This window comes from Plantibacter sp. MMLR14_011 (genome assembly GCF_001865025.1).
Lineage (GTDB): Bacteria > Actinomycetota > Actinomycetes > Actinomycetales > Microbacteriaceae > Plantibacter > Plantibacter flavus_A.
In genome coordinates this window covers 1-22,259 of the sequence record NZ_MJGW01000039.1, presented here as the reverse complement: position 1 = coordinate 22,259, position 22,259 = coordinate 1, and the positions used below count along the sequence as shown (strand labels likewise).

The 22,259-nt window shown below is 68.9% G+C and carries 19 protein-coding genes; 4 read left to right on the top strand and 15 right to left on the bottom strand.

Features of this window, described 5'->3' with window-relative positions:
• Position 1: 1 nt before the first annotated feature.
• From BIU99_RS12815 to BIU99_RS12795, 5 genes are all read right to left on the bottom strand, one after another.
• A complete protein-coding gene (locus BIU99_RS12815) occupies positions 2–2,488 on the bottom strand; it encodes a glycoside hydrolase family 2 protein (RefSeq protein WP_254773619.1) in 2,487 nt (828 codons plus the stop codon).
• Positions 2,485–3,405, bottom strand: coding sequence for a carbohydrate ABC transporter permease (locus BIU99_RS12810; protein ID WP_064295958.1), 921 nt, complete (start codon positions 3,403–3,405; stop codon positions 2,485–2,487). Before BIU99_RS12810 ends, BIU99_RS12815 begins: the two co-directional genes overlap by 4 nt.
• Positions 3,402–4,361: a carbohydrate ABC transporter permease gene (locus BIU99_RS12805; RefSeq protein WP_064295957.1), complete on the bottom strand. Its 960-nt coding sequence runs from the start codon at positions 4,359–4,361 to the stop codon at positions 3,402–3,404. Before BIU99_RS12805 ends, BIU99_RS12810 begins: the two co-directional genes overlap by 4 nt.
• 100 nt (positions 4,362–4,461) lie before the next feature.
• Positions 4,462–5,760, bottom strand: coding sequence for an ABC transporter substrate-binding protein (locus tag BIU99_RS12800; RefSeq protein WP_071261557.1), 1,299 nt, complete (start codon positions 5,758–5,760; stop codon positions 4,462–4,464).
• 155 nt (positions 5,761–5,915) lie between these two features.
• Complete coding sequence (locus BIU99_RS12795) at positions 5,916–6,785, bottom strand: LacI family DNA-binding transcriptional regulator (protein ID WP_071261556.1); 870 nt, start codon at positions 6,783–6,785, stop codon at positions 5,916–5,918.
• 74 nt (positions 6,786–6,859) lie between these two features.
• Here BIU99_RS12795 and BIU99_RS12790 point away from each other — a divergent pair, with 74 nt between their 5' ends.
• Positions 6,860–8,083: an ROK family transcriptional regulator gene (locus tag BIU99_RS12790; RefSeq protein ID WP_175484394.1), complete on the top strand. Its 1,224-nt coding sequence runs from the start codon at positions 6,860–6,862 to the stop codon at positions 8,081–8,083.
• Positions 8,084–8,125: 42 nt separating this feature from the next.
• Here the strand turns inward: BIU99_RS12790 and BIU99_RS12785 are convergent, their stop codons facing one another.
• The 5 genes from BIU99_RS12785 to BIU99_RS12765 form a co-directional block, all read right to left on the bottom strand.
• Positions 8,126–9,097 (bottom strand): aldo/keto reductase, encoded by a 972-nt coding sequence (locus BIU99_RS12785; RefSeq protein WP_071261555.1) that lies wholly within the window; start codon positions 9,095–9,097, stop codon positions 8,126–8,128.
• A gap of 2 nt (positions 9,098–9,099) precedes the next feature.
• Complete coding sequence (locus BIU99_RS12780; RefSeq protein ID WP_071261553.1) at positions 9,100–9,990, bottom strand: carbohydrate ABC transporter permease; 891 nt, start codon at positions 9,988–9,990, stop codon at positions 9,100–9,102.
• Entirely contained in the window at positions 9,987–10,943 is a 957-nt protein-coding gene (locus BIU99_RS12775; protein WP_071261832.1) for a carbohydrate ABC transporter permease, read from the bottom strand. Before BIU99_RS12775 ends, BIU99_RS12780 begins: the two co-directional genes overlap by 4 nt.
• Positions 10,944–10,957: 14 nt before the next feature.
• Complete coding sequence (locus BIU99_RS12770; protein WP_064295953.1) at positions 10,958–12,265, bottom strand: extracellular solute-binding protein; 1,308 nt, start codon at positions 12,263–12,265, stop codon at positions 10,958–10,960.
• Between the two features lie 98 nt (positions 12,266–12,363).
• Positions 12,364–13,044 (bottom strand): ThuA domain-containing protein, encoded by a 681-nt coding sequence (locus tag BIU99_RS12765; protein ID WP_064295952.1) that lies wholly within the window; start codon positions 13,042–13,044, stop codon positions 12,364–12,366.
• 93 nt (positions 13,045–13,137) lie between these two features.
• Between BIU99_RS12765 and BIU99_RS12760 the strand changes: the two genes are divergently transcribed.
• Both BIU99_RS12760 and BIU99_RS12755 read left to right on the top strand, forming a co-directional pair.
• Complete coding sequence (locus tag BIU99_RS12760; RefSeq protein WP_071261552.1) at positions 13,138–14,331, top strand: ROK family transcriptional regulator; 1,194 nt, start codon at positions 13,138–13,140, stop codon at positions 14,329–14,331.
• Positions 14,332–14,371: 40 nt separating this feature from the next.
• Positions 14,372–15,604, top strand: a complete 1,233-nt coding sequence (locus tag BIU99_RS12755; protein WP_071261551.1) for a multidrug effflux MFS transporter — start codon at positions 14,372–14,374, stop codon at positions 15,602–15,604.
• Positions 15,605–15,690: 86 nt separating this feature from the next.
• Here BIU99_RS12755 and BIU99_RS12750 read toward each other — a convergent pair whose 3' ends face one another.
• The 4 genes from BIU99_RS12750 to BIU99_RS12735 are packed head-to-tail and all read right to left on the bottom strand — an operon-like array spanning position 15,691 to position 20,910.
• Positions 15,691–16,659: a carbohydrate ABC transporter permease gene (locus BIU99_RS12750; protein WP_083397369.1), complete on the bottom strand. Its 969-nt coding sequence runs from the start codon at positions 16,657–16,659 to the stop codon at positions 15,691–15,693.
• 5 nt (positions 16,660–16,664) lie between these two features.
• Entirely contained in the window at positions 16,665–17,642 is a 978-nt protein-coding gene (locus BIU99_RS12745; RefSeq protein ID WP_071261550.1) for a sugar ABC transporter permease, read from the bottom strand.
• A 4-nt stretch (positions 17,643–17,646) separates the two neighbouring features.
• Positions 17,647–19,347: an extracellular solute-binding protein gene (locus tag BIU99_RS12740; protein WP_071261549.1), complete on the bottom strand. Its 1,701-nt coding sequence runs from the start codon at positions 19,345–19,347 to the stop codon at positions 17,647–17,649.
• A gap of 51 nt (positions 19,348–19,398) precedes the next feature.
• Positions 19,399–20,910 (bottom strand): carboxylesterase/lipase family protein, encoded by a 1,512-nt coding sequence (locus tag BIU99_RS12735; RefSeq protein WP_071261547.1) that lies wholly within the window; start codon positions 20,908–20,910, stop codon positions 19,399–19,401.
• A gap of 208 nt (positions 20,911–21,118) precedes the next feature.
• Between BIU99_RS12735 and BIU99_RS12730 the strand changes: the two genes are divergently transcribed.
• Positions 21,119–21,844, top strand: a complete 726-nt coding sequence (locus BIU99_RS12730; protein WP_064295946.1) for a FadR/GntR family transcriptional regulator — start codon at positions 21,119–21,121, stop codon at positions 21,842–21,844.
• A gap of 16 nt (positions 21,845–21,860) precedes the next feature.
• Here the strand turns inward: BIU99_RS12730 and BIU99_RS12725 are convergent.
• Positions 21,861–22,259 (bottom strand): enolase C-terminal domain-like protein (locus tag BIU99_RS12725; RefSeq protein ID WP_305790364.1); only part of this gene is annotated, 399 nt, incomplete at its 5' end.

Here is a 22,259-nt window from a genome sequence, read left to right as displayed (position 1 = left end):
GTCACCGCGCCCAGTCCTCGACCAGCTGGTTCGCCGTGCGGACGACCCGGGTCGACCGGAGCTCGTCCTCGCCGAGTTCGGCTTCGGTCCGCACGCGGAACGTCACGCGCTCACCCGGCAGGAGCGTCACGAGTTGGTCGTCGACGACGGCGGCCGGGTCGACCTTGTCCACGAGCAGGGTGAGGTCGCGCAGGAAGGACTCCGCCGCGACGGTCACGGCGTACCCGCCCTCCTCGCGAGCGATCTCGATGCTGAGGCGTGGAGCGGGGAGCGCAGACACGCGAGCCTCGGCGAAGAACCAGAAGCCGCGTTCGGCACCGAGGGTGGCGACGAGCACCTCGTCGGTCGTCGATCCCGCGACCGCGACCGCTTCGGGGATCTCGACGAGCGTCGAGGAGCGTCGGTCCAGGTCGACCGGGACCCGCACGGAGGCCAGTTCCGTCCCGTCGAACCGGAGGCGTCGGATGACGAGCTCGTCCGCCCAGGCGTCCGCTCCGTCGTTGAGGACGGCGACCACGAGGCCTTCGCCACGCGGTTGGACGGTCACGAGGCGATCGGCGTAGACGTGCTTGAGCGCATAGAGCAGTGGCTTGGCGCGCTCGTCGCCGTCGACGGCGGCCCAGGAGGTCACGGGCCAGCAGTCGTTCAACTGCCAGACGATCGATCCCATGCAGCGCGGGCTCCAGGACCGGAAGTGCTCGATCGCCACCGTCACCGCGTTCGCCTGGTTGAGCGACATCGCCCAGTGCCAGTCCTCGGTGTCGTCCGGGAGCGGCAGGTGGGCGACGAGTCCGTCGGTCAGCTTGTCGTTGCCGTCGATCGCCTTCTGGTGGTGGATCATGCCGGGCGACTCCGGCGTGAGCGGCGAGTCCGAGATGGCCCGCCCGATCGTCGACCACGTCGCCGGCCCCTGCCAACCGAACTCGGCCACGAAGCGCGGCGAGACGTCGCGGTAGGCGGGGTAGTCGACGCGGTTCCACAGCTCCCACAGGTGCACGGATCCGTGGTCCGGGTCGTTGGCCGGGATGTCCGGCGTTCCCGACCAGGGGCTGCCCGCGGTGTAGTTGCCGGCCGGGTCGAGCTCGGCGACGAGCCGCGGCAGCAGGTCGAGGTAGTAGCCCATGCCCCAGGTGCGGCCCTGGACGCGCTTCTCCCAGCCCCACTCCTCGAAGCCCCAGATGTTCTCGTTGTTGCCGTTCCAGAGCACGAGGCTCGCGTGCGGCATGATGCGCGTGATGTTGTCGCGCGCCTCCGCCTCGACCTCACTCCACAGCGGTTCCTCCTCGGCGTAGGCCGCGCAGGCGAAGAGGAAGTCCTGCCACACCATGATCCCGCGCTCGTCGCACAGTTCGTAGAAGTCGTCGGACTCGTAGTAGCCGCCACCCCAGATGCGGAGCAGATTGAGGTTCGCGAACTCGGCCTGGTCCATCCGGCGCGCGAGCCGGGCGCGGTCGACGCGGGTCACGAAGGCGTCGTCGGGGATCCAGTTGGCGCCGCGCACCCACACGGCCTCACCGTTCACGACGAAGCGGAACGAGGTGCCCTCCGCGTCGGGTTCGAGTTCGACGGCGACGGTCCGGAAGCCGATCCGCTTCGACCACTCGCCGAGGCGTGCCTCGTCCTGCCCGAGCGCGACGTCGAGGTCGTACAGCGGCTGCTCGCCGTAGCCGCGTGGCCACCACAGCTCGGCGTCCGGGACAGTGAGCTCGACGACGGCGGAACCGGCACCGGCCGGGAGCACGACCTCGGCGTCCACGCCGGCGACCGTGGCCGAGAGCGCCAGGGCGACATCACCGTCGTCGGCGCGTTCCACGTCGACGTGCACGGCCACCCGGCCCTCGCCGCCGTCGACGGTCACGACCGGACGCACCGAGGCGAGCCGGGCCGTCGACCAGGACTGCAGACTCACGGGCTTCCAGAGGCCGGAGGACGCGGCGTCGAGCCCCCAGTCCCAGCCGAAGTTGCAGGCGGCTTTGCGGATGGCGTTGAACGGGTGGGAGTAGGTGTGCGGGCGGTAGCCGATCTCGAGGCTCGCGACGTCGGCGGCTGCGACGGGCGACGCGAAGTGCACGACGAGGTCGTTCTCGCCCTCGCGGAGGACGGCGCCGACGTCGATGCGGTAGGTGCGGTGCTGGTTCCGCGTGGTCGCGACGACCGAGCCGTTCACCGTGACCGTGGCGACGGTGTCGAGTCCCTCGAACACGAGGTCGTGCCGGTCGTGGCCGTCCGGCTCCCAGGCGAAGGTGGTGCGGTACTCCCAGTCCGTCGATCCGATCCACGTCACGAGGTGCTCGTTGCGGTCGAGGAAGGGGTCGGGGATGAGCCCTGCGTCGAGGAGGTCCGTGTGCACGAGGCCGGGCACCGTCGCGGGGACGCTCGTCCCGACGAAGGCCTCGGGGACCGCACCGCCGACCGCACGCAGACTCCACCCCTCGTGCAGGAGGCGGGTGGTCAGGGGACGGACGGTGGCGGTGTCGATGATGCTCACTTGGTTGCTCCAGAGGTCAGGCCGTTGTAGATGTATCGCTGCAGGAAGAGGAAGGCGACGAGCGTCGGGATGATCACGAGGATCGTCCCGGCCGCGATGATCTGCCACTGGGCGCCGAACGGTCCCATGAACCGGAACAGCGAGGTGGAGATCACCCCCAGGTCCTGCGACGGCATGTACAGGAAGGGGATGTAGAACTCGTTGTAGATGGCGATGCCCTTGATGATCACGACCGTCGCGACGGCGGGTTTCAGCAGCGGGAGGATGATGCGCCAGTAGATCGTGAAGCGGTTCGCACCGTCGAGCATCGCGGCCTCGTCGAGGGACACCGGGATCGACTGCATGAACTGCAGGAAGATGTAGATCGCGACGATGTCGGTCCCCATGAACAGCAGGATCGCGGCGCCGCGGGTGTTGAACAGTTCGAGCGCCGAAACGACCTGGAACGTGGCCACTTGCGTGGTCACCGACGGGACGAGCGTCGCGAGCAGGAACAGCCCCATGACGAGCTTCCGGCCGCGGAACCGGAACCGGTCGAGCGCGTACGCCGACATGGTGCCGATCAGGATCGTCCCGGCGACGGAGACGAGCAGGATGATCGCGGTGTTGAGGAAGCCGGTGACCATGCCGCCCTGATCGAACGCGACGACGAAGTTGTCGAAGTTGAACCAGTTCGATGGTGGGGTGAGCGGGCCGGTCGTCCGCTGCTCGCGGTCGGTCTTGAACGCGAGCATGAAGATCGTGGCGAGGGGGACGACGGCGAAGAGGCTCGCGATGATGAGCGAGGCGTACTTGATCGTCGTCGCGGTGAGGGCGCCGGCGCCCTGTGGACGCTTCGGCCCGCGCCTCGTCCGCCGCAGCGGGGTGCGGGGCTCGGGAGCGGACGCGGAGACCGGTCGGTCGGTGGTGGCGGTCACGACTCGCCTCCCTTCTCGTCGGGGAACACCCGGCGTTGGACGAAGGTGATGATGAGGACGATCAGCAGCAGCACGACGGCCATGGCCGACGCCAGCCCCACCTTGGAGAACTTGAAGGCCGTGTTCACGGTCTGGATCACGAAGGTCTCGGAGCCGTTGGCACCGCCGGTCATGATGTACGGCATCTCGAAGGCGGACAGGGCCCCGGCGATCGCCAGGATGAACGACAGGCCGAGGATGCGCCGGATGCTCGGCAGGATGATGAAGCGGAACTTGTGCCACGAGTTGGCACCGTCGAGGTCGGCGGCCTCGTACTGCTCCGACGGCACCGACTGGATGGCGCCGAGGAAGAGCACGAAGTTGAGGCCCATGTACCGCCAGACCGAGGTCGCCGCGAGGGACGCGTTCACGAAGGACGGGTCGCCCAACCATTGCGGGGTGTCCTGCACACCGACCGCCGCGAGCAGGGCGTCGAGGGTGCCGCCGGGTCGGAGGAAGTAGAGGAAGACCAGACCGATCGCGACCCCGTTGATGAGGTACGGGAAGAAGATGACGCCCTTGAAGAGGTTCTTGAAGCGGGTGCGGAAGCTCAGCAGCGTGGCCAGGTAGAGGGCCAGGACGAGCTGGGCGACGGCACCGACGAGGTAGTACAGGCTGACGAAGAAGACCTGGAAGATCTCCGGCTTCGTGAAGATCTGCACGAAGTTGTCGATGCCGACGAACTCCTGCTCGGGCTCCAGGCCGTCCCACGAGGTGAGGCTGTACCAGAACATGTTCGCGACCGGCACGTAGGTGAGCACGATCAGGAAGGCGAGCGGCACCACCAGGAACAGCCAGGGGGTGACGCGCGAGCCGGTGGCCTTCGGCGGTCTGCCCGGCCGCAGTGTGCGCGCGCGGCGTGGATGGTTCGTCACCACCGCTCGGGTGGCGGGTGACGCTCCCTGGACTGTGACCATGTTCGTTGCCTTCGATTCGCTGGAGTGGGTGGATGGCGCCCGGGCCCGCCGGACCGGAGGTCCGCTGAGGGGGTTCGTGGGCCCGGGCGCCGGTCGGGTGCTACTCGGCGACGTCGGCGCGGGCTGCCGCCCAGCGCTCGTTCAGGTCGGCGAAGGCGCTCTCCTTGTCGCCGTCGGCGGCGCCGCGGGCGATGTCGATGAGCTTCTGGCGGTAGGTGTTGCCGAAGAGGTCGATCTCGGCGGCGTTCGCGATGTCGTTGATCACGGCCTCCTTGCCGACCGGGTCGGGAGCGAGCTCCAGGTAGGTGACACCGAGGTCGGCGAAGTCGGACAGCGTGTCGGGTGCCGGGTCGCTGATGACCGGGCTGATCGCACCCTGGCTTGCGGCGAAGCCGGACTCGTTCGTGAACCAGTCGATCCACGCCTTCGCGGTCGCCTTGTTCTTGGAGTACTTGCTGACCGCCAGGAACTTGTCGGAGGCGGTGACGGAGGTGAAGCCCTCGTCGGTCTTCCACGGCATCGGCCAGAAGCCGATGACGTCGCGGGACTCGCCGGCCTTCTCTGCGGCGTCCTGCATCTGCGAGACGGCCCACGAGCCGAGGACCATCGAGCTGATCTCACCGGAGGCGAGAAGGTTCTTCGACTCCTCCCAGTTCGTGGTGGTGGGGTCGGGTTCGCTCAGACCGGCGGCGACGGTGTCGAAGAGGAGGCCGTCGATGTTGTACTGGTCGTTGCCCTCGGTCCACGGGCTGTCGGTCGCGATCATCTCGGTGCGGACCTTCGGGCCCTGCACCGCTCCGAGGTTGCCCTCGAGCGTCGCGAGCGGCCAGCCGTCCTTGTAGTTCGTGTAGTACGGGATCGAACCGGTGGCCTTGATCTTCTCGAGCGCGGCCAGGTACTCCTCCTCGGTTGCCGGGGGCTCGGTGATGCCGGCCTTCGTCCAGACGTCGCGGTTGAAGACGTAGCCCATGGCGGACCCGAAGGTCGAGACGCCGTAGGCCGTCCCGTCGAAGGAGGCCTCGTTCGCGAAGCGGTAGGTCTTGGACTGCTCCTCGGTGCTGCCGAGCGGCTCGAAGAAGTTGGCGTACTGGTCCTTCGTGACGTTCGAGGACGGGATGAGGAGCACGTCGCCGTAGTCCTTCGAGTTGAGGCGGATCTTGGCGTCGCCCTCGTAGTCGGTCAGGGCTTCGAACTTGACCGTGGTGCCGGGGTACTGCTTCTCGAACTCCTTCGCGTAGTCCTTGAAGGTGGTGTCGACGAGGTCGGTGCGGTTGGTGAGGACGGTGATCTCACCGTTCGGCTTGCCGTCGTCGTTGGCGGCACCGCCGGAGCAGCCGCTGAGGACGAGTGCCGCGGCGGCAGCCGTCGCGGCGAGGCCGATGATCGGTCTCCGGGACATGGGAACTCCTTCGTTCGTGGGGGCGAAGGGCCGGGTCGCCTCCTCGCTCGTTGTCCAGCATCGTCTGCCGTCCCGCGTCCGTCAAGACTAAACATTATTAATTTATATAACAACTCGGTCACAGGAAGCCAGGGCCCCCGGCCGCTCGGCGCGACTCAGACGGCCGGGGCGATCCCCGAGGTGGAGCGCTCGATGACCACGGCGTGCGGGGCCTCGCGAGTGGTGCCCACACGACCGGCGAGCAGCTCCAAGAGCTCCTCGCCCGCCATCTCACCGATGCGCTGGACGTCGTGACTGAGCGCCGACATCGGCGGGTCGGACAGCTGGCACTGCGACGAGTCGTCCCACGCGACGATCGACAGGTCGTCGGGGACGCGCAATCCGGCCTCCTGTACGGCCTGCAAGCCGCCGAGCGCCATGACGTCGCTGTCGAAGACGACCGCCGTCGGTCGCGGGTCCCGTGCGAGCAGCGCCTGCATGGCCTGGACACCGGACGCCCGGGAGTAGTCGCCGCCGATCGAGACGGTGTCCACGTCGGGCAGGTCGGAGGCGAGGGTGAACGCCTCCATGCGCGAGAGCGTGTGGGTGAGTTCGCGCGGACCGGTGACGTGCGCGAGCCGCCGGTGCCCGAGGGAGACGAGGTGGTCGACGGCCTCGTGCATCGTGACCGCGTCGTTGGTCCAGACGGCCGGCAGCCCCTGCGCCGTCGTCGGTGCGCCGATCACGATCGCGGGGATGCCCGAGCGCTCGACGAAGGCGACCCGCTCGTCGTCGTCGATGAGGTCCACGAGGATCACGGCGCTCACCGTGCCGTCCCGCTGCCAGCGTCCGAGCTGCAGCAGCTCCTCCTCGCGCGTCGGCAGGACGCGCAGCAGCACCGACAGGCCGTGCGGGCGGACCACGCGATCGATGCCCGCGATGAGCTCGTGGTAGAACGGCTCAGCCCCGTAGATCTCCGAGGCACGGAACAGCGTGAGGCCGATCGGCCGGGGCTGCGCGATAGTCTGTTCGGCGTCGAGACCCATCGGGACGCGGCCTTTCGTGAGGAGTGGTCGTGTGGCCCTCACATTACGCGCTCGACGATCGCCGGGAGGGACAGATGGCCAGACGCGAGTCCGTGCAGTCGGGCCCCGGTAGCCAGGCACTCATCGTCGACCTCATCCGCTCGGCCGGCACGATCAGCCGCACGGAGCTCACCGAGGCGACCGGCCTGACCCAACCGTCGATCTCCAACATCGTGCGTCGCCTCATCGAGGACGGGCTCGTCCGCGAGACCGGCCGCGCAGCACCCCGAGGCGGGAAACCGCGGACCCTCCTCGAGATCAACGCGAGTGCGAAGTACGGGATCGGCGTGCAGCTCGGGTTCGAGTCGATCACGCTCGTCGCCACCGACGTCCGTGGTGGCGTGGTCGGCCGGCAGCTCGTCGACGGCGCGGGATCGGCAACGCCGGAGCAGGTGACCGATCGCCTCGTGACGCTCTACCGCGACTTCGTCGCCGGGGTGGGGCTCGCGGCGCCGTCGATAGCCGGGGTCGCGGTCGTCGCACCCGGGCCGATCGCCCAGCTCGGCGGGGTGCTGCTCGGGCCACCGACGCTCGTCCGCTGGGACGACTTCCCCCTGCAGCAGGCGTTGCAGGAGAACCTCGACGTGCCGGTGGTCGTCGACAACGACGCCGCCGCCGCGGCCGTCGGCGAGTTCTGGAGCCGCCAGGTCTCGCGGACGGAGTCGTTCGCCTGCGTCTACATGGGCACCGGCATCGGCGCCGGTATGGTGCTGGGCGGTGCGCTCTACCGCGGTTCGAGTTCGAACGCGGGTGAACTCGGTCACATCAGCATCGAGGTCGACGGTGTCCCCTGCCACTGCGGCAACCGCGGTTGTCTGGAACGCTACGCGGCACCGGCGGCCGTGATGGCCGCCGCCGAAGCGGTGCGGGACCGTCTCGACGGCCTGGGGCTCGGCTTCGCACCGGAGACCCTCAGCCGTGACTTCGACCAGCTCGCCCGGGCGGCCGTCAGCGGGCACGAGGTGGCGCTCGACCTCATCCGGTTCTCGGCCGACCGGGTCGCCGCAGCCACGGTGACGCTCGCGAATCTGCTCGACCTCGACCGACTCGTCCTCGCCGGCCCCGGCATGGCGGTCGCCGGTTCGCTCTACGCCCGCGCCATCAGGGAACGCCTCGAGGAACGGTTCTTCGCCCGCCGGGCACACCCGATCGTGGTCGAGCTCTCCGCCAACCCGCGCGACGCGGCCGCCATCGGTGCCGCGTCACTCGTCCTGCAGGGCACGATCGCCCCGGGGCACGGTCCGGCGCTCACCCGCTGAGGCGCGGTGACACCGGCACAGCGGCGCTGAGCGTCCGGCCCGTCAGCCGCGCGGGGTGTCCTGCCAGGTGGAGACGTCGAGCTCGACCGCCTCGATGGCCGTCCACAGGCTGTCGTCGATGGGCACGGCGGCGAGGTCGAGCGTGCGCGTGTAATCCTCGAGCCGTTCCATGCCGACGATCGTCCCGGTGATACGCGGGTCGCGGAGCGACCACTGCAGCGCGGCGGCGGCGAGTGGCACTCCTGCCTCGTCGCACACGCGGCCGATCCGATCGACGGCTCGGAGCATCGCCTCGGGGGCGGTGCCGTAGGCGTACCGCGTGGTCCGCACGGGCCAACTGGTGAGCAGGCCTCCGCCGTAGGGCGCGGCGTTCAGGACACCGAGCCCCGCCTCGGCGGCCAACGTGAGCAGCGCATCCGCCGACCGGTCGACGAGCGTGAACCGGTTGTGTGTGATCACGGACTGGAAGTGGCCGGTGCCGACGAACCGCGCGAGCAGCTCGGCCGGACCGCCGGATATCCCGAGCGCGCCGATCAGGCCTTCCTCGCGCGCCGCCACGAGCGCGGCGACCGGGCCGTCGTCGGCCATCGCGAGCTCCCAGGTGGTGTTCTCGGGATCGTGCAGGTACACCATCGGGAGGTGGTCGACGCCGAGCCGTTCCATGCTCTGTTCGAGCGACCGACGCATCTGCGGTGCGGAGAAGTCGTCGGTCCCCGGCTCGCGGTCCGCCTTCGTCTGCACCCGGAGCCGTCCGGCCTCGTCACCGAGCTGTGCGAGTACCTGGGCGATGCGTCGCTCGCTGTCGCCGTAGCCGTAGTTGTTGGCCGTGTCGATCGTGGTCACGACGCCGTCGCCAGCCATCGCGGCGGCGAGCTCGAGGCTCTCCTGCCGGGACGAGCCGGAGCCGTCCTCCCGCCGACGCCAGCCTGCGGCACCCGCGATGATCGGGCTCACCGTCACACCCGTGTCACCGAGGGGCCGTTGCTCGACGAGGGCCGAGATCCGCTCCGTCATGGTCATCCTTTCAATCCACCGCTGATGAGGTCGAGCTTCCAGAACCGCTGCAGGAACAGCATGAGTGCGACGAGCGGGATGAGCGACACGAATGCGCCGACGATGGCCGTCGTGTACAACAGCTCCTTCCCGTCCCCGGTGCTCAGCAGGGTGAAGAGCCCCAGGGTCAGCGGGTAGAGCCGTTCGTTGGACAGCATCAGGTACGGCAGGAGGAAGTTGTTCCAGGTGCCGATGAAGTGCAGGAGGAAGACGGTCACGAGCCCGGGCACCATGATCGGGAGCGCGATCCGCCGGAAGATCGAGAACTCCCCCGCCCCGTCGATCCTGGCCGCCTCGAGAAGGTCGGACGACACCGAGGAGGTGGCGTAGACCCGACAGAGGAAGATGCTGAACGGGCTGATCACCATCGGCAGGAGCACCGCCCAGTAGGTGTTCGTGAGACCGAGGCCGGCCATCACGAAGTACTGCGGGATCGCCAACGCGATCCCGGGGATGAGCACCCCACCGAGGAGGATCCGGAACATCGTGTCGCGCCCTGGGAATCGGAACTTCGCCAGCGCGTACCCGGCGAGCGCCGACACGAGCACGCACAGCACGGAACCGCCGAGCGAGTACACGATCGTGTTGCCGATCCACGAGAGGAAGACGCCGTTCTGCATGGTGAACAGCTTCTCGAGGTTGGAGAGGAAGCCGGTCCCGGGCGCCAGGGTGAAGGTGGAGAAGAGTTCCTGCGGCGACTTCGTCGAGGCCATGACGACCCAGACGAGCGGGGAGAGGCAGTACGCGGCACCCACGACCAGGATGACGGTCGGGATGAGCGGTCCGCGGCGGGGTCGTCTCGGCACGGCGGCGCCAGGAGCCGTCGCCCCGGCGCGGAGGGTGGCGGTGGTCATGAGGCGTCGCTCCGATCCCGGGTCACACGCAGCAGGATGGCCGAGGCCGCGAGGGTGAACCCGGCGATGATGACCGCGGTCGCCGCTGCGCCGTTGATGTTGTCGTTGGTGAAGGCATCCGTGTTGACCTTCATCAGCGGGAAGAAGGTGGAGCTGATGGTGTCGGTGAGCGGGCGGAGCGCGGTCGGTTCGGCGTAGGCCTGGAGCGTCCCGATGAGGGCGAACAGCGAGGTGAGGACGAGTGACGGCACGATGAGCGGGATCTTGATCCGCACCGCGATGTCGAACTCGGAACAGCCGTCGATGCGGGCGGCCTCGTAGACCTCGGCGGGGACGGCTCGCAGCGCGGTGAACATGATGACCATGTTGAAGCCGAGCGACCCCCAGACGCTGATGTTCGCAAGGGCGGCGATGACCGAACCGGAGGCGAGCGGTTCGACCGCGGGTAGTCCGACGCCGGTGAGCACCGCGTTCACCGGGCTGGTCGACGGCAGGTAGAGGAAGCCCCACATCATCGCCGCGATGACGCCGGGGATGGCGTAGGGCAGCAGGATGCCGGTCCGCCAGATCCGCGCGCCACGGATGCCGGGGAGGTCGAGGAGGAGCGCGAACAGCAGAGCGATGCCGAGGGTGCACGGGATGACGATGACCGCGTAGAGACCGAGGCGACCCACACTGGCGACGAACTCGGGGTCCGTGAGTGAGGTGACGTAGTTGTCGAGGCCGACGAAGGTCTGCTCGCGAGCCCCGTAGCCCCCGGATCCGGCCGGGACCCGTTGCCCGAACAGGCTCAGCACGACGGCGTAGCCGATGGGCGCGACGAGGAACAGGAGGAAGAGCACGATGGCCGGGAGGAGGAACAGGTACGGGGCGATCGGTGCCGGGACCCGGTGACGAGGCGTCCTGATCCGGCCATGGTCCGGAACCGGAGGTGACGCGCTCGTGGCTCTCATGAGCGGTGTGGTGTTCATTCGACGTCGAATCCCGACTTCTCGAGGTCCGCGCGGACCGTCTGCTGCACGGCTGCGAGTGCATCGGCGAGGGGGCGACCGGCCTGGATGGCCTTCCCGACCTGATCCGTGTAGGCGCTGAAGGCGACCGTCGTGTTCGGCCCCCAGGTCACGTCCGTGGTGTCGGCGGCGACGTCGAGCAGGATGTCGTGGAAGTCCTCCTGTCCGGCGGCCGCCTTGTCGGCCGGCTGCGGGATGCTCGCGTAGACGTCGAGGCCGGGTGCGGAGGCCGGGAAGTTGCCGCCCTGCTCGATCATGACGCCCTGCCCCTCCGCGGTGGAACCCAACCAGGCGAGGAACTCGGCCGCCTGCTTCGGGTGCTTCGACGTCGTCGTGACGAGGCTCGAGGAGCCGCCCTGGAACCCGACGCCCGGGTCGTCGTCGGTCCATGACGGCAGCGGAGCGATCCGCCACTTCCCGATGGTGTCCGGCGCGCCGGTCTTCACCGAGGATCCGGTCGCGCCCCAGGACCCGATGACCTGGGTGAGGATCTTGCCGGAGTTCAGTTGCGCGTTGAACTCCGGCGTCCCGCTCGCGCCGGCCGAGACGACGCCCTCGCCGACGAGTCCGTCCCAGTAGTCGGCCACCTTCGTCGGTGCCGCGCCGTCGATGTCGACGGACCAGGAGCCGTCGTCGAGTGACCACCAGTCGCCGCCGGCTTGGGCGGTGAGCCCGGCGAGCCAGCCGGCATCACTGGTCGGGAAGTTCGCGAGGACCGCATCCGGAGCGGCCTGTTTCGACGCCCTGGCGGTGTCGGCGAACTCGTCCCAGGTCGTGGGCACGGAGAGCCCGTACTGCTCGAAGAGGTCGGCGCGGTACATGAGCAGCATCGGCGCCTGGTCGAGCGGGACCCCGTAGACCCCGTCGTCACCGAGATGGACGAGGTTCCAGACGGCAGGACTGTACTGGTCCTCGATGCCGTCCACGTACTCGCTGATGTCTGCGGCGACGCCGCTCGAGATGTACGAGGGGAGCCACTGGTACTCGGCGAGCGCGAGGTCCGGGCCCTCCCCGGCCCGCACGGCGGCGTTGAGTTTGGTGAACTGATCGGTGCCACCCCCGACGTTGGTGACCTTGACCTGGATGTCCGGGTGTTCCGCGTTCCAGGCATCCGCGATGCCGGGGGCGCCGGCCCACCACGTCCACCAGGTGAGCGTCACCGGGCCGCTCTCGGCGGGTGCCTCGCTGTCGCTCCCGGCGGAGCATCCGCCGAGGGCCAGGGCCCCGACGACGGCTGCGGTGATCCAGACGGCTGATCGCTTCATGGAATTACCTCCTCGTAATCCTTCGGTGGTGCACCGGTCGTCGCTACAGCCGGTGCTGCTGTCAGGAACAGTAGCTTATGTTCAAGACTTGGACAAACTCAGGCCGTCATTCCCGTGGCATCGCCGTCGAGCAGCCAGCCGAGGCTGCGCTGCAGGAGGATCTGTCGTTCGGGCGAGTCGAACGAACGGATGTCGTGACCCAGTGCGTCGTAGACGACGCGGGCGGGACCCGGGCGGTGCGTCCACAACACCGGATGACGGACGCCCTCGTGCTCGTGGAAGGCGAGCGGCCGGACGGCGTCGGAGATCCGGAGGTGCGTGTAGCGCTCATCCCAGACGGTGAAGTCGCCGAGACCCCGCGTGATCGGATGCCCGGTGTCGGGCACCTCGATGGCAGCCTGGCCGATCTCGGGATGCATCGAGACACCACCGACCCACCGACCGCCGATCACCCGCTCCCACGCCGGCATGTGGGGGAACGACGTGGCTGAGACGTGGTGCGACCAGATCGACCCTCCGCCGCGCGCGTAGGCCTCGAACCCCTCCTGCGCCGCCGCGAAGGTTGACGACTCCAGTCCGTGCCGTGTGGGATTGCCGACCATGAGGACGAGGAGGTCGACATCGTCGAGTGATGCCAGCTCCTCCTCCACCGCACCACTCACCCGGACCCCGAGCCCCTCCTCTCGGGCGAGATCGGCCACGCGGCCCGACGTCGCAGCGAAGTCGTGCCAGGGATCGGCGTAGCGCCCCTCGCCACGAAGAATGAGTACGTTGTGCATGCCGGTCTCCTCGATCGCGTTGCATTTGTGCAAGACTAGAACTTATCAGCTCGCTCCGCACCGGTCGCGGAGGAACCCCGTCGAGAGGACCCAATGAGCATCGGAACCCCCTCCGGGCACACCCTCGAGGACATCCGACGGCGGAACGTGTCCGCCGTCCTCGCACTCGTCCACGGCGACGGTGGCCTCTCCAGAGCGGAGATCACCAGGCGCACCGGTCTCTCCCGCTCGTCGGTGGCGACCGTCATCTCCGACCTCGAACTCGCCGGCGTCGTCCGCCAGGAGGCCGCTCCCCCGGCGACCCGGGTCGGGCGCCCCTCCCCCGTCGTCGTCCCCACGGATCGGTTCCTCGCGGTGTCCGTGAACCCCGACGTCGACGGGGTCCGAGTGGCCCTCTGCGCCCTCGGCGGGCGGATCGTCGCGCAGACCTTCCGTCCGAGCGAGCGGGTGGTCACCCCGAACGAGGCCGCCGTGATGACCGCCGAAGCCGTCGGCGAGCTGCACGCGGCCCTACCGGACTCCCGCCTGGTCGCGCTCTGCGCTGCCACCCCGGGCCGCGTCGACAAGACCGGCGAAGACGTGGTCTACGCGCCGCACCTGCGGTGGCGGAACGTGCCGTTCGCCTCGCTGTTGCAGGACGCGACCGGTATCCCCTCCCGGGTCGCCTTCGACGCCGCCGTCGGGCTCGCCGCTGAACGACACTGGGGCGCGGCCCGTGACACCGACGACGCTGTCTACCTCTACGGCGGCCCCGGCGGGATCGGGGCGGCGGCTCTCGTCGACGGCCGGATCCTGCAAGGCGCGAACGGCGGCATCGCCCGCCTCGGCCATCTGCTCGTCGCCCCCGACGGACCGGTGTGCAGTTGCGGCAACGTCGGCTGTCTCACGACCGTCGTCTCCTCGCACGCCATCGCCGCGGCCACCGGTGCCGCCTCGGTCGCGCTCGCGGACCTCCGTGCCGCGCTCGCCGAGGGATCCGCCGCCCGGACCGCCGGCGCCCTCGACCGGCAGCTGGAGTACGTCGCGACCGCGATCCGGGTCATCACCAACATCTACGACCCCGAGATCGTCGTCATGGGCGGCTTCTTCGGTCTGCTGCTCGCCCAGGGCGACGGCGCGATCCGACGGCGACTCTCGGACGAGACCATCTCCGCGCTGCGCAGCCCGGCCCGCCTCGTCGAACCGCGGCTCGGCGAGAGCCAGCTCCTCGCGGGGGCGAGCGACGTCGCGTTCGCCGCGCTCCTCCGGGACCCACTCGGGTTCACCGCCCGCGAAGCGACCGCATGAGCCGCGCGATCCGACCGGTGTCCTCGACGGGACACCGGCGATGAGCGCGGGCGACGCGGCACCGGCGGCCGACGACTTCGCACGCCGACGGATCGCGTACGTCATCGCGCTGGGACTGCTGCAGACACTCAGCACCTTCACGATCGACATCTACCTGCCGGCCTTCCCGCAGATCGCGGGCACGTTCGGCGTCTCGGAGCCGTCGATCCAGTTCACCTTCACGGGCGCGATGATCGGCATGGTCTTCGGACAGTTCTTCGCCGGCCCCTGGAGCGACGCCGTCGGTCGGCGCCAGCCGATGCTCATCGCCACCGTCGTCCACGTCGCCGCCTCGATCGCCTGCGCCCTCGCGCCCTCGGTCGAGATGTTGGTGGCCGCTCGCGTGCTCCAGGGCGCGGCGTCGGCCGCGACGGGCGTCATCGCGCTCGCCATCGTGCGCGACCTCTACTCCGGGTTGTCGATGATGCGCATGCTGGCGTCGATGTCGCTCATTTCGGGGATGGCCATCGCCGTCGGGCCACTGTTCGGGTCGCTGTTGCTGGAGGTCATGGAGTGGCGGGGCGTCTTCGCCTCCCTCGCCGGATACGGACTCGCCATCGGGCTGCTCGTGCTCGTCCTCATCGGCGAGACGCTCCCTCCGGAACGCCGGCACCCCGGAGGACTGCGCGCTCGCGCCTCGGCGATGCGGCGGGTGGGCTCCGACCGACCCTTCGTCGGGCTCGTGCTCGTGACCTCACTGGCGTGGGCCGGCATGTACAGCTATCTCGCGGCGTCCTCGTTCCTGTTCCAACGGGTCTACGGGCTCAGCGAACTGCAGTACGGTCTCGTCTTCGCCTCGCACGCGCTCATGATGCTCCTCGGCACGCAACTCGGGGTCCGCATCGCCCATCGCATCGAACCTCGCCGCATCGTCATGCTGTCCACCACCGGTCTCGGGCTCTCCGCCATCGGGCTGCTCCTGATCGGGCTCCTGCCCGTCGGGCCGCTCGTGAGCATCATGGTGTTCCTCTGGGCGTTCACCTTCTTCCTCGGTGTGAACACCCCCTGCATCCAGACCCTCGCGCTCGCCCGCCACGGCGGCGACGCCGGCACCGCGGCGAGTCTCCTGAACGCCACCCGGCAGGGCTTCGGCGCGCTCGCCACCCCGATCGCAGGGTTCATCGGGGTGACGAGCGCCGCACCCGTGGCCGCGGTCATGGTGGTCGGCCAGCTCGCCGCGATCGTCATCCTGTGGGTCGTCGTCCGGCCGGGACGACTCGACCCCATCGACTGAGGCGCACGGCTACAGCACACCACGAACGACACCCCGGACCAGGAGGGTCCGGGGTGTCGCGGTCCGTTCGGAATCGGATCAGGGAATCACCCCTTGATCGCGCCGGTCAGCATGCCCTTCGTGAAGTGGCGCTGGATGAACGGGTAGACGATCAGGATCGGCAGGGTCGCGAGGACCACGACCGCCATCTGCACCGACTGGGACGGTGGTGTCGGGACGTCCGAACCGATGATGTCGGTGAGGACGGACCCCTGGATGACGTACTGGTTCAGCACGACCTGCACCGGCCACAGGCTCGAGTCGTTGATGTAGAGCAGCGCACTGAAGTAGCTGTTCCAGTACCCGACGGCGGCGAAGAGCCCGACGACCGCGAGCACGGGGCGCGACAGCGGCAGGACGATCTTCCAGAGGATCCGGAAGTCGCTCGCGCCGTCGATGCGCGCGGACTCGATGAGACTCGCCGGGATGCTCATGAAGAAGTTGCGCACGACCACCATGTTGAACGCCGAGATCAGGCCAGGGAGGATGAGCGACCACAGGGTGTTCAACAGGCCGAGGTTCTTCATCAGCAGGTAGTTGGGGATGATCCCGGCACCGAAGAACATGGTGAACACGACGAGGAGCAGGATCGCGCGCGAGCCGGGGACCTGCCTGGTGCGGCTGAGCCCGTAGGCCAACATCACGGTGCAGGTGAGCGAGAGCGCCGTCCCGACGATCGTCACGAAGGCCGAGATGAGCAGCGAACGCGTGACGATGTCGCCGGCGAGGATCGCCTGGTACGCGTCCAGCGAGAACGAGGTCGGCAGGAAGCCGCTCGTCTGCGCGTCCTTCGAGGCGAAGCTCATCGCGATGATGTAGACGAACGGGTACAGCATCACCAGGACGATGAAGCCGATGACGAGGGCTTTGAGCGCCTGAACGGGGACGGAGGGGCGCCCCATCCACGCCGGTCGGTCGCTCGTGGGACCGCGTCGCCGACGTTTCGTCCGCGGTGGGCGAGCGCCGCCCGCGGCCTCCGGGGTGATCGGCGCCGTCGGCGTCTCCGGTGCTGTCATGGTGGTCACAGGACCCCCTCCGTTCCCATTCGTTTCGCCAGATGGTTCGCGCCCAGCACCAGGAGCGTGCCGATGACGCCCTTGATGAGTCCTGCGGCTGCGGAGATCCCCCAGTCGCCTCCGACCACGCCTCGGAAGTACACGAAGGTGTCGATGACCTGCGCAGCATCCGCGCCGACGATCGGTTGTTGCAGGAGCAGCTGCTCGAACCCGACGGTCAGCACGTTGCCGACGGTCAGGACCAGCAGCAGCGAGATCACCGGGACGAGCCCCGGCAGGGTCACGTGCCACGTCTGCCGCCACGGCTTCGCGCCGTCCACCGCCGCAGCCTCGTAGAGTTCCTGCGGGATCGCCGCGATCGCCGCGAAGAAGATGATGGTCCCCCAGCCGATGTCCTTCCAGATGACCTGCGAGGTCACGAGGAGCTTGAAGGTGTCCGGATTCGACATGATGTTCACGCCGTCGACGCCGAGGGACTCGAACAGCCCGGCGACCGGTCCGGCGCCGCCGAGGATCTGCTGCCAGATGGAGATCACGATCACCCAGGAGATGAAGTGCGGCAGGTAGACGATCGACTGCACGACCCGCTTCACGCGGGACGACAACAGGCTGTTGAGGAGGAGGGCGAGCAGGATCGGTGCAGGGAAGGAGAAGACGATCTGGAGGACGGCGATCTGGATCGTGTTGACCACTGCCCGAACGACCTCCGGGTCGCTGACGATGCGGACGAAGTTGTCGAAGCCCACCCACGGTGAGCCCTCGATCCCCAGGAACGGCGAGAATGCCTGGAAGGCGACGACGTTGCCGAGGATCGGGACGTAGGCGAAGAGCACGAAGAACAGGAGCCCGGGCAGGATGAGCGCGTACATCCGCCACTCGCGACGCATCCGGGTCCCGAGCGGGGTGCGGTGCCGGCGGGCCGCGTCCTCTCGACGACGATCGCGGGCGGCGGAGCGCGCCGACCTGGTCTGCAGCTGCGTCATGACGTCACTTCCGTTCGTCGAGGAGCTTGCGGTAGTCGGCCTTCACCTGGTCGCCACCGGCTTTCCGCCAGTCGGACCGCCAGTCCTTGATCGCGGAGACCGAGAGCTTGCCCGAGACGATCTTGTTGCGGTAGTCGTCGTTGATCTGGGTCAGCTGGGCCCCACGGCTCGTCTGCGTGGTGGACGTCAGGCCGACGACCGGGCTGTCGACGGCGGCCTTCGTGAGGTACTCCATCTGCGCGACGAGTGCGTCGGCGCGCCCGGCGTTCTCGTTGTTCAGCATGATGTACGGCGGTGCGGTGACGCCCAGCCATTTGAGGCCCTGGAGGTTGGCGAGGGCGGTCGCGTCTCCCGTCGAGACGATCTGCTTGCCCGGCCCGAAGGTGTAGTTGTAGCCCTCCAGACCGGACCCGCCGATGAACAGGTTCTCCTCGGTGCCGAACGGCGCAGCCCACCAGTCGAGGAAGCGCAGCAGCTCCGCCAGGCGCTTCGGGTCCTTGGCCGCGGAGGCGGAGATCCCGTCGAAGCCGCCGTAGCCCGGTCCCGCCTGTACGACGATGTCGCCGCCGTCGTGGCCGGGCGGGGTCAGGTACCCGACGCGGGCGCCGGTCGTCGACTCCTCGACCTGCAGCATGCCCTGCGAGGACAGCCAGGCCGGGTCGTCGAGTTCGAAGGCGATCTGACCCTCGAGCCAGAGCTGCTTCTCCTTGCTGCGCTGGGAGTCGGATCCGAGCGCGATCGCGTCGGGGTGGAAGACCTTCCGCTTCCACAGGCCGGCCAGGTACTCCATGGTCGCCTCGAACTCGTCAGTCTCGATGGTGTTGACGAGCGAGCCGCCGGAGCCGAGGGTCCAGTCCGCGCCCGCGCCGAACATCCAGCGCGACAGGAGTTGAATCTGTCCCGTGCCGAGACCGCCCACCGCCCACACGCGACGGCCGGCGTGTTCGCCGAGCTTCGCGATCTCCGCCAGGACGTCCGCGAACGCCGCCGCATCGGCCGGCTGACCGGTCGCACCGACCGCCTCCATGAGGTCGGTGCGGATGACCGGGCACGCCGTCACGCGGGGGCTCGTGCGCGGGACGCCCATGATGCGGTTGCCCTTCGCCGAGTTCCGCCATGCATGGGTCTCGAGGTTCGCCAGGTTCGGGTACTCGAGGACGGCGTCGCCGCCCAGCGCGTCGGACAGGTCGGCGAATGCACCGGCCTGGATCGCCTGCTGCACCGCCGGGACCTCGTCTCGGAGGTACATGATGTCCGGCAGCGTGCCGCCCGCGAGCGTCGTCGCGACCTTCGCGTCGTAGTTGTCGCCGGAGGCGTAGCTCGGCTTGAAGTCGGCGTTGATCCGCTTGTTGAGCTCCTGCCAGAACGGGTTCGACTCGAGTGGTGCGGGTGGCGAGAAGTACAGCATCTGGAACGTCTTCAACTCGCCGCCCCGGCCCGGCGCCGCGGCGACACTGGTCCAGTAGCTCGCGGGGTACGAGGTGTAGACCGGTTGCACCCCGGCAACCTGGCTCACGATGGCGGTGGCGTCCGCGGCGCGCTGCGCTCGGAACGTGGGCAGCAGGAGCTCGGATCGCGCGGCCTGGGTGCTCGCGCCACCCGGCGAGCACGCCGCGAGGGCCATGGCGGCGAGACCGCCGATACCGAGGCCGAGCGCGGTGCGGCGGGTGAGCTGGACGTCGTGCAGGGGGTTCGTGTGTGACATCTGTCTTCTCCTCTGAAGCTGATGTGTCGCTGGAACGGTTGTGTCGAGGTATCAGGCGGTGAGCACTGGGGAGGCTTCGGTGAAACGCCGACGGGCGGCGAAGGGGTCATGGACGGTCCGGCTCCGACGGTCGAGGACGCGGGTGGAGCGCTCGGGACCGTACGCCGGCCACGCGGCATCCGGGGAGGACGGGTCCCCCGCGGCGACGAACGCCGCCCATCCCGCGCTCATCCGCTCGCTGAGCTCGAACGGCGGTTCGGCGCCGAGCTCCTCCCTGGCCGCGGCGCTGTCGTCGAGGTGTCGGAACACGAACGGCAGCTCGAGCGAGTGACCGGAGCGGCGGGCCCACGTGGGCGTGTCCGGTCGGCTCCAGGCGAAGAGGTAGCCGAAGGTGTTCGCCTCCGTACCGGAACGCGCGTCGAGCAGACGGCTCACCGGCCGTCGGTAGAGCCGGTCGGAGACGTACGATTCCAGCGCCTCGACCGGATCGAGCACCCGCCCGTCGTCCGCAGCGCAGGCAGCCAGATAGGCGTCGGCGGTTCCGCCTCGACCGTCGGCCTGGAGTTCGCGGTCGAGCGTGGCCAGGGCCTCCGCAGGCGCGAGGCGGAGCAGGTCGACGTATCCGCTCGCCTCGTTCCGGTTCGTTCCGATGATCGCGTCGATGTGGGCGCCGGCGCCTGCTGCGATCGACCGCAGCGGTACATCGTGGACGAAGCGCCCGTCGATGACGGGCCGGAAGGGGATGCCGGGCCCCCGCCGGGTCGCACGCCACCGATCGACCATCCGTTCCTGGGCGGCGACGAGCTCGGCGGGACCGGTGCGCAGCAGCTCGCCAGGGTCGGCGTCCGAGCCGGCCAGCTCCACCAGCAGTTCATCGGTCACCTCGGCCGCTTCGTCGAGCGTGTGCACCCGCTCGGCCGTCGCGCTCTCGATGATCACCCGACGGAAGGGAGAGTCGCCGGAGCTCTCGGCGAGCAACGTGGCGACGGCCACGCCGCCGGCGGACTGCCCCATGACGGTGATGCGTGCGGGATCGCCCCCGAAAGCCGCGATCTCGTCATGCACCCACTGGACGCCGGCGAGCGTGTCGCGGAGCGCCAGGTTGCCGGCGTCCACATACTCCGGGCCGAGCAGGTGGTCGAGGCGGAGCGAGCCGAGTGAGCCGAGCCGGTACGCGATCGACACCACGATGATCCCGTGCGCCGCGGCGAGGCGGGCACCGTCGCACAGCGGGTGCGCGTTCGAGCCGTAGAGGTGCGCGCCGCCGTGGACCCAGACGAGGACCGGTCGAGGGGTGTCGACGCGTTCACCGGGGAGCCAGACGTTCGCTGTGAGGCTGTTGGCCTCGCTCATCGGTGCCCCTCCGGCCCGCCCCGCGTCCTGCCAGGCGATCGGGCCTTGAGCGCTTGCGCGGACACCGCGCCAACCGTCCGGCCGTACCGCCGGCTGGAACCGGGCTGCGACCCGAGCGGTCGGGAGCCCGAGGACCGCGACCGCCGCGCCGTCCGGGGTGTCGATCCGCTCGCCGCGCACCCGGCCCAGTGATGTGACGTACTCGAACACCTGACTCCCATCGTCGTTGATGGATCGATCCTCCGCCTAGCGGTCAAAGTTGTCAAGCAACTTTTCGAGAAGATTCTCCAGGTAGCCCGACGAAATCAAGGTGCTTGGCTGAAAAATCGCCGAATGACGCCCCAAACACGCCAAAAGATGTCTGACACCTTTGTCCAGTTACTCACACGGGCCAAAAGTTGTCTGATACCTTCACGGCATGGATCACACCGGAGGGACCGAGTCTCGGGTCGAGGACATCGCCGACGACTTGCAGCGGGAACTCGCCGACGAGTTCGAGTTCGGCGCGAAGCTCCCGAGCGAATCCGAACTCTCCGAGCGCTACGGGATCAGCCGCGCCACGGTCCGAGAGGTGTTGAAGGTCCTGAGCGGCCGAGGGCTCATCGAGTTGGGCCGTGGGCGGCGCGGCACGGTGACCCGGCCGACCAGCGAGGTGCTCGGCATCCAGCTCGGCGCCCTGGTCCGCCGCGATCCCCAGCGTCTGATCGAGCTCGCGCAGATCAGGGACTTCCTCGACGAGTTCGTCGCGCAGCGGGCGGCCGAGCAATCCTCCCCGTCGGCCTCGCACGCGGTCGACTCGGCCCGATCCGCCCTCGATCGGATGCGGAGTGCCGAATCCGGCGACGCCCTCGGCGTCGCCAACGGCGAATTCCACGCTGCGCTCGTCGACGCGGCCGGCAGCGAGGTGCTCTCCTTCCTGCTCGACGGCATCGAGAGCGCCCTGGTCTCGACGCAGCGCTCCGCATACGGCGGCAGGTTGGTCCGCGACGAAGCGGCCCAGGACTCGCTCGCCGTCCACGAGCAACTGTTCGAGGCGATCGCCACCGGTCAGGTGGACGAGGCCCGGACGGCGGCGCGGGAGCACGCCCGGCTCGTCCGGGCAGGACTGCGCCACCGCGTCGCTGCGCTCCTCGGCCTCCGCTGACGGGGCGTCGCCGGGGTCACCAGTCGTGGACGGTGCCGTCGGCGAGGCGGTTGTAGGGCAGGTAGGCGCGCTGGTACGGGTACTTGCCCGCCTCGTCCACGTTCAGCTCGACACCGAGACCCGGTGCTTCTCCCGGGTGCAGCATGCCGTTGTCCCAGGTGTAGGACTGCTGGAACACGGCATCGGTCTTCTCGCCGTGCTTCATGTACTCCTGGATGCCGAAGTTGTGGATCGCCAACCCCAGGTGCATCGCGGCCGCCATCCCGACCGGGGAGATGTCCGTCGGGCCGTGCATGCCCGACTTGATCTGGTACTGGGACGCGTAGTCGAGGACCTTCTTCAGATGCGTGATCCCGCCGGTGTGCGTGACCGCGCTGCGGACGTAGTCGATGAGCTGCTCGCGGATGATCTGCTG